The 12,095-nt window shown below is 61.6% G+C and carries 11 protein-coding genes; 3 read left to right on the top strand and 8 right to left on the bottom strand.

Annotation, left to right across the window (positions count from 1 at the left end):
- Positions 1 to 52 precede the first annotated feature (52 nt).
- A complete protein-coding gene (locus ACKUG4_RS24115) occupies positions 53 to 673 on the bottom strand; it encodes a cell wall hydrolase (protein ID WP_085648353.1) in 621 nt (206 codons plus the stop codon).
- 199 nt (positions 674 to 872) lie between these two features.
- Here ACKUG4_RS24115 and ACKUG4_RS24110 point away from each other — a divergent pair, with 199 nt between their 5' ends.
- The gene (locus tag ACKUG4_RS24110; RefSeq protein ID WP_064597492.1) at positions 873 to 1,724 is read left to right on the top strand and encodes a CAP domain-containing protein; all 852 of its coding nucleotides are present in this window, start codon (positions 873 to 875) and stop codon (positions 1,722 to 1,724) included.
- Between the two features lie 173 nt (positions 1,725 to 1,897).
- On the opposite strand, the gene ACKUG4_RS24105 is transcribed toward ACKUG4_RS24110, so the two are convergent.
- From ACKUG4_RS24105 to ACKUG4_RS24090, 4 genes are all read right to left on the bottom strand, one after another.
- Positions 1,898 to 2,050, bottom strand: coding sequence for a DUF2474 domain-containing protein (locus tag ACKUG4_RS24105; protein ID WP_074688757.1), 153 nt, complete (start codon positions 2,048 to 2,050; stop codon positions 1,898 to 1,900).
- Positions 2,037 to 3,053, bottom strand: a complete 1,017-nt coding sequence (gene cydB / locus ACKUG4_RS24100; RefSeq protein WP_064597494.1) for a cytochrome d ubiquinol oxidase subunit II — start codon at positions 3,051 to 3,053, stop codon at positions 2,037 to 2,039. Before cydB ends, ACKUG4_RS24105 begins: the two co-directional genes overlap by 14 nt.
- A 17-nt stretch (positions 3,054 to 3,070) precedes the next feature.
- Positions 3,071 to 4,486, bottom strand: a complete 1,416-nt coding sequence (locus ACKUG4_RS24095; protein WP_236189058.1) for a cytochrome ubiquinol oxidase subunit I — start codon at positions 4,484 to 4,486, stop codon at positions 3,071 to 3,073.
- Between the two features lie 109 nt (positions 4,487 to 4,595).
- Positions 4,596 to 6,920, bottom strand: a complete 2,325-nt coding sequence (locus ACKUG4_RS24090; protein ID WP_445434976.1) for an FdhF/YdeP family oxidoreductase — start codon at positions 6,918 to 6,920, stop codon at positions 4,596 to 4,598.
- 357 nt (positions 6,921 to 7,277) lie between these two features.
- On the opposite strand from ACKUG4_RS24090, the gene moaA reads away from it, so the two are divergent.
- Both moaA and ACKUG4_RS24080 read left to right on the top strand, forming a co-directional pair.
- Positions 7,278 to 8,276, top strand: coding sequence for a GTP 3',8-cyclase MoaA (moaA, locus tag ACKUG4_RS24085; protein ID WP_064600882.1), 999 nt, complete (start codon positions 7,278 to 7,280; stop codon positions 8,274 to 8,276).
- Between the two features lie 29 nt (positions 8,277 to 8,305).
- Positions 8,306 to 9,205: a bestrophin family protein gene (locus ACKUG4_RS24080; RefSeq protein ID WP_445434975.1), complete on the top strand. Its 900-nt coding sequence runs from the start codon at positions 8,306 to 8,308 to the stop codon at positions 9,203 to 9,205.
- Positions 9,206 to 9,239: 34 nt separating this feature from the next.
- Here the strand turns inward: ACKUG4_RS24080 and ACKUG4_RS24075 are convergent, their stop codons facing one another.
- The 3 genes from ACKUG4_RS24075 to ACKUG4_RS24065 form a co-directional block, all read right to left on the bottom strand.
- Positions 9,240 to 10,526: an ATP-binding protein gene (locus ACKUG4_RS24075; RefSeq protein WP_445434974.1), complete on the bottom strand. Its 1,287-nt coding sequence runs from the start codon at positions 10,524 to 10,526 to the stop codon at positions 9,240 to 9,242.
- A complete protein-coding gene (locus ACKUG4_RS24070; RefSeq protein WP_064380497.1) occupies positions 10,527 to 11,234 on the bottom strand; it encodes a response regulator in 708 nt (235 codons plus the stop codon).
- A 140-nt stretch (positions 11,235 to 11,374) separates the two neighbouring features.
- Positions 11,375 to 11,983 carry a MiaE family protein gene (locus ACKUG4_RS24065; protein WP_064597504.1) on the bottom strand — a complete coding sequence of 203 codons (609 nt, stop codon included), beginning with the start codon at positions 11,981 to 11,983 and terminating at the stop codon, positions 11,375 to 11,377.
- Positions 11,984 to 12,095: the final 112 nt, after the last annotated feature.

Raw genomic sequence — 12,095 nt, 5'->3', positions numbered from 1 at the left:
GCTCGCTCCTACTAGGGAAATGGCGGCGCCATTGTGTGCGCGAAGTCTGCGCCTAACGCGCATCCCCGCCAGCAGGTTTGTAGAACAGGAATTTCCTGGTCTCGGCGGTCTTTCTGTATTCCTTGGCCCAGCTCGGATGAACGTTGCGGTCGTGGAAATACAGCGCGCCGTGGGTGCGGTCGGTGAGCTGGCGGTTCAGGGCCTTGCCGGCGATTTCCTTGGCCAGCGCGTATTCGGCATCTTCCTTGACCTGATCCGGACGCCCGTCGCACCACCAGGAAAACTGGCAGCTCCTGGTTTCCGAGCCCTGCTTGACCACCTCGCAGACCGTGCCCGGAAAGCCGTCATGCCCGAGACGGTTCATCACCACACTGGCCACGCCTTCCATGTCGGCGGTGTCCTTGCCCTTGGCTTCCCAATAGATACTGCGTGCCAGACAGGTGATCGGATCGTCCAGCGGCGCAGCGCCGGCGGGGTCAACCGCCTGTGCTTCGGTCGGGGTGATGGCTTCGGATTTGGGTGCCGGGGGCGCGTCGGGTTTGTCGGCCGCTTTCTCTTCCAGTACTTCGGCTTTCGCTTCAGCCTTTTCCTTGATCGGCGCCTGATCGGTGGCCAGTGCCGTACCGCTCAGCAGGGTCAACGCAAGACAGCAAAGCAACCCGTTCAATCCCATGATCATTCTTCCGGCAGGGCCCGCTGCGGGCAAAGTGTTACGTGGTTGAGACGCCCGGATCCCGGGCTCTTCGCGAAGTGTAGACGGCAATTTTCACAGCATCGTTCCGCAGAAAAATCCGTGCCATGAAGAAAAAGACATTGCACCAACCGGGGCCCTTTCGCGCATGATGTGCGCACTCAGCCCAAGGGAGATTTCCATGCGCTTCATGCCATCCGTTCTGCGACTCGCCGCGTTGTCCGTGGGCCTGGCGCTGGCCACTTCGGCCATGGCCACCGACGAGTCGCAATTGATCGAATCGATCAACAGCTACCGCAGCCAGCCGCAGCGTTGTGGCAGCCAGGCGTCCAGCGAATTGCCGCCGCTGTCGGCCGATCCGCGCCTGATTCTGCCGGCCACCGGCGTGGTGGATTTGCAGCAGGCGATGTCCAGCGCTCGCTACCCGATGGTCAACGTGCAGGCGATCACCCTGAACGGACCACGGGACGCGGCGTCGGCGATGAAGGCGATTCAGGAGAGCTTCTGTCAGGTGGTGCTGGATCCGCAGTTCGTCGATATCGGTGTCAGTCGCGCCGACCGTGACTGGCGCATCACTCTGGCCCGACCGCTGCTGTCGGCCCGCCTCGGCGACGGTCAGGCGGAAGGCCAGAAACTCCTCGAACAACTCAATGCCGCCCGCGCCCAACCGCGCCAGTGCGGCAGTCAGGCATTCGCGGCGACCACGCCGCTGGCATGGAACGCCGTGCTTGGCGGCGTTGCCCAGGAACACAGCCGCGAGATGGCCAACAACAATTATTTCGACCACAAGGACCGCAACGGCGGCACTCCCGGCGACCGCGCCGAACTGGCCGGCTACAGCGGCCAGCAGGTCGGCGAGAACATCGCCGCCGGGCAGGACACGGTGCAGAAGGTCGTCGCCGGCTGGCTCGCCAGCCCCGGCCATTGCGCCAACCTGATGAACCCGCAGTACCGCGAACTCGGCGCTGCCTACGCAGTCGATCCGAAGAGCAGTGCCGGGATTTACTGGACTGCGATGTTTGGTGGCGAATGATGACTTGAATCCACCGCTGCCCCTGTGGGAGCGAGCCTGCTCGCGATGAGGTCTTCACATCTTCATAGACTGAAAGATCGCTATCGATAGCAGGCTGGCCCTCACGGGGGTTGTGCAGTGGATGCAAAATGCAGGCAATAAAAAACCGGAGCCAGGCTCCGGTTTTTTTATGGTCAGTGGGTTCTCATTCCTGCTGCATACATCGCCAGCTTCAGCAGGCTCGCCACCACCGCCAGCGAAACCACGCTGCCGGACCAGATCAACAGCAACCAGCCCAAGCGTTTGTACCAGCGGCTTTTCACTTCACGCATCTCAATGGTAGCCATCGCCAATCCTCACTTTGCCGCGGAACACGTAGTAGCTCCAGAAGGTGTACATCAGGATCACCGGCAGGATGAACAGCGCGCCGATCAAGGCGAACAACTGACTGGTGGCCGGTGAAGCCGCCGCCCACAGGCTGACCGAGGGCGGGATGATGTTCGGCCAGATGCTCAGCGCCAGACCGATGTAACCGAGGAACATCAGCACCAGGGTGAACACGAACGGCCAGTGGGTGTGGCGCTGACGCAGCGAACGCAACAGCCCGAACAACGCCAGCACCGCCAACACCACCAGCCCGGCGAACACGGTCAGGTGCGCATGGTTGAACCAGCGACTGGCCAGTTCCGGATGCAGTTGCAGCGTCCACACGCCGATCACCACCACCATCGCCAGCAACAGCCACGCCAGCGGACGGCTGTAGTGGCGCATCCGCGATTCGAGCATGCCTTCGGTCTTGACCAGCAACCAGGTGCTGCCGAGCAAGGCGTAGGCGATCACCAGACCGACGCCGCAGACCAGCGGGAACGGCGCCAGCCAGTCGAGACCGCCACCGGCAAACTGCCGATCCACCACCGGAATCCCCGCCACATACGCGCCGATCACCACGCCCTGGGAGAACGTCGCCAGCAGCGAACCGCCAATGAACGCCCAGTCCCACAGATGGCGTTTTTCAGCCGGCGCCTTGAAGCGAAACTCGAACGCCACCCCACGGAAAATCAGACCCGCCAGCATGAAGATCAACGGCAGATACAGCGCCTCGAGAATCACCCCGTAAGCCAGCGGAAACGCGCCGTACAACGCCGCCCCGCCGAGCACCAGCCAGGTTTCGTTGCCGTCCCACACCGGTGCGACGGTGTTCATCATCACGTCGCGTTCCTGCTCGTCGCTGATCATCGGGAACAGGATCCCGAGGCCCAGATCGAAGCCGTCCATGATCACGTACATCATCACCCCGAAGGCAATGATCACGCCCCAGATCAACGAGAGATCGATACCTTGAATACCCATGACTCAACACTCCTTTTTCAGTGGATCCGGGTCGCGGATTCGAGGTTGTCGGTGACCGCCGAAAGTGGCCGGCGCGGGGTCTGCACCTGAGTGCCTTCGGGCGGATGTTCGTGGTGCGGCTGCGGGCCCTTGCTCACCAGTTTCATCATGTAGCCGATGCCCACGGTGAACACCGAGCAGTAGATGACGACAAACAGCGCCAACGAGGTGCTCATCTGCGCCACCGAGTGATGGGATGCCGCGTCATGGGTGCGCATCAGGCCGTACACCACCCACGGCTGGCGCCCGACTTCGGTGGTGATCCACCCCGCCAGCAGCGCAATCAGTCCGCTCGGCCCCATCAGCAGCACCAGCCGCTGGAAGCCGCGATGCCGGTAGATCTTGCCGTTGCGCCGCAACGCCAGGCCCAGCACACCGACCAGAATCATCAACATGCCCAGCCCGGCCATCACGCGGAAGCTCCAGAAAATCACGGTCGAGTTCGGCCGGTCTTCTTTCGGGAAGCTCTTGAGCGCCGGAATCTGCTTGTCGAGGCTGTGGGTGAGGATCAGGCTGCCGAGGTACGGAATCTCGATCGCATACTTGGTCTTTTCCGCCTGCATGTCGGGGATGCCGAACAGCACCAACGGGGTCGGCCCGTTGTCGGCGTTTTCCCAGTGGCCCTCGATGGCGGCGATTTTTGCCGGTTGGTGTTCCAGGGTGTTCAAGCCATGGGCGTCACCGACCACCGCTTGAATCGGCGCCACGATCAGCGCCATCCACAGCGCCATGGAAAACATCTTGCGCACCGGTTTGCTGTCGTTGCCGCGCAGCAAATGCCAGGCTGCCGAAGCGCCGACGAAGAACGCCGTGGCGACGAACGCGGCAATCGCCATGTGCGCCAGACGGAACGGGAACGACGGGTTGAACACGATCGCCAGCCAGTCGACCGGCATCACCCGGCCGTCAACGATCTCGAAGCCCTGCGGGGTCTGCATCCAGCTGTTGGAGGCGAGAATCCAGAAGGTCGAAATCAGCGTGCCGATGGCGACCATCACCGTGGCGAAGAAGTGCAAGCCACGGCCCACGCGGTTCCAGCCGAACAGCATCACCCCGAGGAACCCGGCTTCGAGGAAGAACGCGGTCAGCACTTCATAGGTCAGCAACGGCCCGGTGACGCTGCCGGCGAAGTCGGAAAATCCGCTCCAGTTGGTGCCGAACTGGTACGCCATGACCAGCCCCGACACCACGCCCATGCCGAAGTTGACGGCGAAGATCTTTGACCAGAAGTGGTAAAGATCGCGGTAAGTGTCGTTACGGGTTTTCAGCCACAGGCCTTCGAGCACCGCCAGGAAACTCGCGAGACCAATGGTGATCGCCGGGAAAATGATGTGGAACGAAACCGTGAACGCGAATTGAATTCGCGCCAGGTCCAGTGCCTCCAGGTTGAACATGATGATGTCCTCATCAAGGCTGAAAAGCGGCAGCACACGGCCGGGCCACCGCCAGGCGCGAACGCCTGCAGCCAGTCAAAATGCAAAAGGGTTGGATCGCGTGAGTCGGTTACGCCACCGACGACGGAATCAGGTTGCTCGCCTCGGCCGCTTCGAGGCGGATCGCCACGAATTTGGAGGTCGGCGTGTAGGTGCGGTCGCCGTAGCTTTCCAGCGGCACCAACGGGTTGGTTTCCGGGTAGTACGCGGCAGCCTGCCCGGCGGGAATGTCGTAGGCGATCAGGGTGAAACCGCTGACCCGACGCTCGCGCTCGTCGCCCCACAGCGCCACCAGATCGACCTTTTGCCCCGGTTCGAAACCGAGTCGGCGGATGTCCTGTTCGTTGGCGAACACCACGTCGCGCATGCCGTATACACCGCGATAACGGTCATCGAGGCCGTACAGCGTGGTGTTGTACTGATCGTGGGAACGCATGGTTTGCAGGATCAGATGCGGTTTGACCGGCAGGTTGCGCACGCCTTCGCTGATCAGATGTTCCGGCAGCACACACGGGGTGAACTGGGCCTTGCCGGATTCGGTGTTCCAGACCCGGTCGGAGGCGTTGTTGCCGAGGTGGAAACCACCGGGGATCAGCAGCTTCTCGTTGAAGTTCTCGAAGCCCGGAATCACGTCGGCGATCAGGTTGCGGATGCGCCCGTAGTCGCCCACCGCCCATTCCCAGTCGATCGGGTGTTTGCCCAATGTGGCGGCAGCGATTCCGGCAATGATCGCCGGCTCGGATTTCAGATGCGCCGACTTCGGCTTCAGTTGACCGAACGACAAGTGCACCATGCTGAAGGTGTCTTCCACTGTCACGCCTTGCGGACCTTCGGCCTGGACATCGATGTCGGTACGGCCCAGGCACGGCAGGATCAACGCATCACGCCCGGTCACCAGATGGCTGCGGTTGAGCTTGGTCGAAATGTGCACGGTGAGGTCGAGTTTGCGCATCGCGGCGTGGGTGCGCGGGGTGTCCGGCGTGGCTTGAGCGAAGTTGCCGCCCAGACCGATAAACACCTTGGCTTCGCCGCGCTCCATGGCGCCAATCGCCATCACCGTGTTGTGGCCGTGCATGCGCGGCACCTTGAAGTTGAAGCGTTTTTCCAGGGCGTCCATCAGCTCGGTCGGGGCCAGTTCGTTGATGCCCATGGTGCGGTCGCCCTGCACATTACTGTGGCCGCGCACCGGCGACAGCCCGGCGCCCGGACGGCCAACGTTGCCGCGCAACAGTTGCAGGTTGATGACTTCCTGCAGGGTCGGCACCGAGTGCACGTGCTGGGTCAGGCCCATGGCCCAGCACATGATCACGCTCTTGGCCCGGGCGTACATGCGCGCGGCCAGTTCGATGTCATGCAACGGCACGCCAGACTGCTCGACGATGTGCTCCCAGCTCGTGGCATCGACTTCGGCCAGGTAGCTGTCGAGACCCGACGTGTGCTCGGCAATGAAGGCGTGATCGAACACCGGTTCGCCGCCATTGGCCTGGGCTTCGCGCTCCCACTCCAGCAGGAATTTGGCCATGCCGCGAATCATCGCCATGTCGCCGCCCAGTGCCGGGCGGAAGTACGCGGTGTTGGTCGCTTCCCAGCCGTTGCTGAGCATCTCGATCGGGTTCTGCGGATTCTGGAAGCGCTCCAGTCCACGCTCCTTCAGCGGGTTGATGCACACCACCTGCGCGCCGCGTTTCACCGCTTCACGCAGTGGTTCGAGCATGCGCGGGTGGTTGGTGCCGGGGTTCTGGCCGATCACGAAAATCGCGTCGGCGTGGTGCAGGTCTTCATAGACCACCGTGCCTTTGCCGACGCCCAGGCTCTCGCCCATGCTCACGGCGCTGGCTTCGTGGCACATGTTCGAGCAGTCGGGGAAATTGTTGGTGCCGTAGGCGCGGACGAACAACTGATAGAGAAACGCCGCTTCGTTGCTGGCACGACCCGAGGTGTAGAACTCGGCCTCGTGGGGCGATTTCAGGCCTTTGAGGTGCTTGGCGATCAGCGCAAAGGCGTCGTCCCAAGTGGTTTCGACATAGCGGTCGACCCGCGCGTCATAGCGCATCGGATGGGTGATCCGGCCCTGATACTCAAGCCAGTAATCACTTTGCTCGGCCAGGCTCGAGACTGTGTACTTGTTGAAGAACGCCGGATCGACCAGGCGGCCGGTGGCTTCCCAGTTCACCGCTTTGGCGCCGTTCTCGCAGAACTTCAGCATGCTCGCGCCGGGTGCCTCACCCCAGGCACAACCGGGGCAGTCGAAGCCGCCGTTCTGGTTGGTCTTGAGCATGGCGCGGATGTTCTTCAGGGCGTTTTCACTGCCCAGCCAGTTCTTGGTGAGACTGATGACAGCGCCCCAACCCGCAGCGGCGCCCTTGTAGGGTTTGTAACGGTCGACTTGTGACATGGGACTTCTCCATTACGATGCACACAGGCAAAAACCTGATCGGGTTTAAACAGCGACGACTGACTTTCAAGTTAAAAAGCGGTCGTTTCGTTTGACGGGGCCAAGGATAGGAACCGCTGCAAAACCTTGTCTAATCGCTATTAATGACTGCGTTATCGAAAGCATCTATCACGGACTTAAAACCTTTAAATCCGGGCACTTGCAAAACTAAGCAGGGAAGAACAGCGAATAAATAATTTCATCATCGACAGCATCAATCGGCCGGTAATCAAGAGTGATTGGACGCCGTCCGAAGTTGCTCATAACCTGCGCCAACCCAATCCCTTCAATAGCGGATTTCACCCAAGCGAGGCTGTCATGTCAGAGCGCGTCTTGATCGATGGTTACAACCGCCGCGTCGACTACCTGCGCATGTCGGTCACCGACCGCTGCGACTTCCGCTGCGTGTATTGCATGGCTGAAGACATGCAGTTTCTGCCGCGCCAACGGGTGCTGACGCTGGAGGAGATCTATCAACTGGCGCAGAGCTTCGTTGCACTGGGCACCCGCAAGATTCGCCTGACCGGCGGCGAGCCGCTGATTCGCCCCGGCGTCGTTGGGTTGTGCAAGCAGATCGCCGCCCTGCCCGGTCTGCGCGAACTGTGTCTGACCACCAACGGCTCGCAACTTGGCAAACTGGCCAGCCCGCTGTTCGATGCCGGGGTCAAACGCCTCAACGTCAGCCTCGACAGCCTCGATGCCGAGCGCTTCAAGCAGATGACCCGCACCGGCGACCTGGCCCAGGTGATCGACGGCATCGACGCCGCGCGCGCCGCCGGATTTACCCGCACTAAACTCAACTGCGTAGTGATGCAGGGCCGCAACGATCACGAGATCAACGATCTGGTGCAGTTCGCCATCGAGCGGGATCTGGATATTTCCTTCATCGAGGAAATGCCGCTGGGGATCATCAGCGAACACAGCCGCGCCGAGTCGTTCTTTTCCAGCACTCAGGTGCGCGAAAAGATCGCCGAGCGCTACACCCTGATCGACTCCGCCGAATCGACCCAGGGCCCGTCGCGCTACTGGCGGCTGGCCGAAGCGCCGCACATTCGACTGGGGTTTATTTCTCCCCACAGCCACAATTTCTGCGGCACCTGCAACCGGGTGCGGCTGACGGTCGAGGGGCGTTTGCTACTGTGTCTGGGGAACGAGCATTCGGTGGATCTGAAAGCGGTGCTGCGGGCTCATCCGGGTCAACCGGAACGACTCGAGAAAGCCATCATTGAAGCAATGAAACTCAAGCCTTACCGGCACAATTTTGAAGTGAACGACGACGTGCAAGTGGTGCGTTTCATGAACATGACCGGCGGCTGATCCGCCACGTTTGCAAGGCAGAGAGCCGCATGATCATCCGACCCAAGGTCAATCAATTCGCCATTCTCTTCACCCTCAAAGGCTCGATTGCCAAGCGCATCGCCCTGCGCGCCCTGATGGTGACGCTGCTGGCGTCGGCCATCGTGCTGGTGGAAATGCTCCACCCGAGCAACTTCACCAAGGTCAACGCCACGCCGTTCACCCTGCTCGGCCTGTCGCTGTCGATCTTCATGAATTTTCGCAACAACGCCTGTTACGACCGCTGGTACGAAGCGCGCAAGGCCTGGGGCGAAGTGATCGTGCATGTGCGCTCGATGATTCGCGAGACCCATGTGATCCGCGAATCTGCGCAGCGCCGTCTGTTGCTGCTCAACCTCGCAGGTTTTGCCCATGCGCTGAATGCGCGGTTGCGCCGGGAAGACGAAGCCGCCGCCAGCGCCGAGTGGATCACCCCGCAGCACGATGCGCAGGTGCCGGACTACAGCGGGCGCATCCTGCAGACGGTGGGTCAGCAATGCTCCAATCTGCATGAGGCCGGTGATCTCAGCGAGTGGCGCTACATGCTGCTGGCCAATCACCTGACCAGCCTGACCCAGGCGCAGGCGGTGTGCGAGCGGATCAAGAACACGCCGCTGCCCTTCCCTTACACCCTGCTGCTGCACCGCACGATTTACCTGTTCTGCATCCTGCTGCCGTTCGCCATGGCCGAACCGCTGGGCTGGCTGACGCCACTGTTCACGGCAATTGTCAGCTACACCTTCTTCGGGCTGGATGCGATTGCCGATGAACTGGAAGACCCGTTCGGCCGGGATGAAAACGATTTGCCGACCGATGCGCTGGTGCGCAGCATCGAGCGGGATATTCTCTCGGAGCTGGGGACTGAGCCGTTGCCGCCAGCGCTGAAACCGGTGGACTACGTCCTCAGTTAATCGACTGCCTCCCCCTTCCGGGGAGGGAAACTCATCAATCCAGATGCGCCCAGGTCATGCGGAACGACGCCCCGCCCCACGGTGAATCGCCGACGTCGACCTGCCCGCAATGGGATTGAGACACCCGCCGCACCAGCGCCAGACCGAGGCCAAAGCCGCCCGTGCGGCGGTCACGGCTGGCGTCCAGGCGCGAGAACGGTTCGAAGATTTTCTCCCGTCCTTCCAGCGGCACGCCCGGGCCGTCGTCGTTGACCTGCACTTCGTATTGATCGCCGATGCGCACCAGCGACACCTCGACCCGCTGCTCGGCATAGCGAATGGCATTGCGCAGCAGATTGATCACCGCCCGCGCCATGAACCGCGGTTCGATCCGTACTTCATCGACTCGGCAATCAACGATCAGCAATTGCACACCGGCCGCCTCGGCCTCCAGGGCTACGCTGCCGACCACGCTGTCGAGCCAGTTGGCCGCCTGGATGTTTTCGCGGGTAATCACCGTCGCGCCACGTTCGAGGCTGGCGTAGGTCAGCAGTTCGGAGACCATTTCTTCCAGCTCGCCGAGGTCGGCATACATGTCGGCGATCAGTTCGCGGTTCTGGCTGGCGTCCGGTTGCTGCTTGAGTTGATCGAGCTCGAACGACAACCGGGCAATCGGCGTGCGCAGTTCGTGGGAGACGGCGTTGGTCAGTTCGCGCTGATTGGCGATCAGCCCTTCGATGCGCGCTGCCATCAGGTTGAAGTGGCCGGCCAGGTCGCGGATGTTCGAGCGTTTGGACAGCTGAATCCGCACCGAGAGGTCGTTGTCGCCGAAGCGCTCGGCGGCCAGCCGGAGTTTTTCCAGATCGCGCCAATGCGGGCGAACCCAGAAGTACAGGACGATGCCCAGTAGCACCGCCAGCATCAGGTAGGCCCCGGCAATGTAGAACGGCATCAGGCTCGGCTCGGGCGGCAGCTTGATGCTGAGCAACTGCGAACCTCCGTCGATGTTGCTGATGAACTGGGTGTAATCGTCACGAATAACCAACACATCCTGGGCCAGTTCGGCTTTTTCCTGATCATTGAGGTTCAATTGGTCAGCCTCGACCAGGCTCAACGTCAGCCCGTAGTGCGGCCGCAACGCCTCCAGTTGCGCCTCGCGCGCCGCGCCCTGCTGGTCGCGCATGTGTTCGACCAGCGACCAGGCCTGACCGCGCACCGCTTCACGGTTGTAGGCCTGCATCTGGTTGTCGAGCAACGCGTTGAAGGTGTGTTCGACGGTTTGCAGCGCCGCTACCAGCCCGACGGTCATCACCAGAAACAGCCCGAGAAATAACCGCAGCATCTACAACTCCCACGCGAACGGATTGAACAGGTAACCCTTGCCCCACACGGTCTTGATGCACACCGGTTCGCGAGGGTTGTCCTTGAGTTTGTTGCGCAACTTGCTGATGTACACGTCGACGCTGCGATTGAGGCCATCGAACGCGATGCCGCGCATGCGGTTGAGAATGTCATCGCGCGACAGGATCTTGCCGGCGGCGCTGGCCAGCAGCCACAGCAGTTCGAATTCCATGGTGGTCAGCTCGATCAGCTCGCCCGCCAGACGCACTTCGCGGCAACTGCGGTCGATGACCAGGTTGCCGAATTCCAGTGAACTGACCACGCCGCTGTCCGGCACCTGCCGGCGTTGCAGGGCCCGCAGGCGCGCGAGCAGGACCGGCGGCTTGATCGGTTTGATCACGTAGTCATCGGCGCCGGACTCCAGGCCCAGAATGTGGTCGAGGTCATCTTCCTTGGCCGTCAGGATGACAATCGGTGTGTCCGACACGCTGCGGATTTCCCGGCATACGTGCAGGCCGCTCTGCCCTGGCAGCATCAGGTCGAGCACCACCACTTTGGGCTTGAATTCGAGAAACGCGGCCACGGCCAGATCGCCGCGATGCACCGTGCGTACCTCGTAGCCGTGTTGTTCGAGAAAGTGGGCGATCAGCGCGGCCAGCCGCTCATCGTCTTCCACCAGCAGGACTCTGCCAAAACCCAGGTTATCCATAACAACCGCCGCCAACCGCTTTGTGAAGTGGGCGCCATTATGGCGGCATTCGCGGGCGAGTCGTTTATCGCAGGCAGCAAAAACCGGCCTCCGGGGCCGGTTTTCGTTGATGTTTCATACTCTTAAGAGTTTTTAACAATTCATGCCGCGACGGGTACGCCGCTGTGGAAGCGGAATTCCTCGTCCGGCGATTCGATCAGGTCCTGCTCGGCGGCGCGGACTTTCTCGATCACCTGGGCGATGTCCTTGGCATCACCGTACTGGTAGGCCAGTTTCAGGTAACCCTGGAAATGCCGGGCCTCGCTTTTCAGCAGGCCGAAGTAGAACTTGCCGAGTTCTTCGTCCAGATGCGGCACCAGCGCTTCGAACCGCTCGCAACTGCGCGCTTCGATGAAGGCGCCGACCACCAGGGTGTCGACCAGTTTCACCGGTTCATGGCTGCGCACCACTTTGCGCAGGCTCGAGGCATAACGGCCGGCATGCAGCTGGCGCAGTTCGATCTTGCGCCGCTTCATGATGCGCATCACCTGCTCGTGGTGCACCAGCTCTTCCCGGGCCAGACGCGACATCATGTTGATCAGATCGACATGGGAATGGTACTTGGCGATCAGGCTCAACGCGGTGCTGGCGGCCTTGAACTCGCAGTTCTTGTGGTCGATCAGCAGGGTTTCCTGATCGGCCAGCGCGGCTTCAACCCAGGCGTCAGGCGTGCGGCAACCAAGGAATTCGTGGATTTCGGGAAGGATCATGGGGCTCACGGTCAAAAGGTGTTCGAGCGAAGGGCGCCGATTATACCGGCCTGCCCGCAGACCACCAGCCGCGCGCGTTGATATGCATCAAGTCGCAGACGGATGCGCAGCA

It is taken from the genome of Candidatus Pseudomonas auctus, assembly GCF_048654275.1.
Lineage (GTDB): Bacteria > Pseudomonadota > Gammaproteobacteria > Pseudomonadales > Pseudomonadaceae > Aquipseudomonas > Aquipseudomonas pharyngis.
The sequence above is the reverse complement of the archived record's forward strand: the minus strand, read 5'-3'. Positions and strand labels throughout refer to the sequence as shown.

Coding starts and splice junctions, on each gene's coding strand:
- ACKUG4_RS24065 (WP_064597504.1), bottom strand. CDS start 11,983: ATGATCCTTCCCGAAATCCACGAATTCCTTGGTTGCCGCACGCCTGAC.
- cydB (WP_064597494.1), bottom strand. CDS start 3,053: ATGGGTATTCAAGGTATCGATCTCTCGTTGATCTGGGGCGTGATCATT.
- ACKUG4_RS24115 (WP_085648353.1), bottom strand. CDS start 673: ATGGGATTGAACGGGTTGCTTTGCTGTCTTGCGTTGACCCTGCTGAGC.
- ACKUG4_RS24090 (WP_445434976.1), bottom strand. CDS start 6,920: ATGTCACAAGTCGACCGTTACAAACCCTACAAGGGCGCCGCTGCGGGT.
- ACKUG4_RS24070 (WP_064380497.1), bottom strand. CDS start 11,234: ATGGATAACCTGGGTTTTGGCAGAGTCCTGCTGGTGGAAGACGATGAG.
- ACKUG4_RS24080 (WP_445434975.1), top strand. CDS start 8,306: ATGATCATCCGACCCAAGGTCAATCAATTCGCCATTCTCTTCACCCTC.
- ACKUG4_RS24110 (WP_064597492.1), top strand. CDS start 873: ATGCGCTTCATGCCATCCGTTCTGCGACTCGCCGCGTTGTCCGTGGGC.
- moaA (WP_064600882.1), top strand. CDS start 7,278: ATGTCAGAGCGCGTCTTGATCGATGGTTACAACCGCCGCGTCGACTAC.
- ACKUG4_RS24095 (WP_236189058.1), bottom strand. CDS start 4,486: ATGTTCAACCTGGAGGCACTGGACCTGGCGCGAATTCAATTCGCGTTC.
- ACKUG4_RS24105 (WP_074688757.1), bottom strand. CDS start 2,050: ATGGCTACCATTGAGATGCGTGAAGTGAAAAGCCGCTGGTACAAACGC.
- ACKUG4_RS24075 (WP_445434974.1), bottom strand. CDS start 10,526: ATGCTGCGGTTATTTCTCGGGCTGTTTCTGGTGATGACCGTCGGGCTG.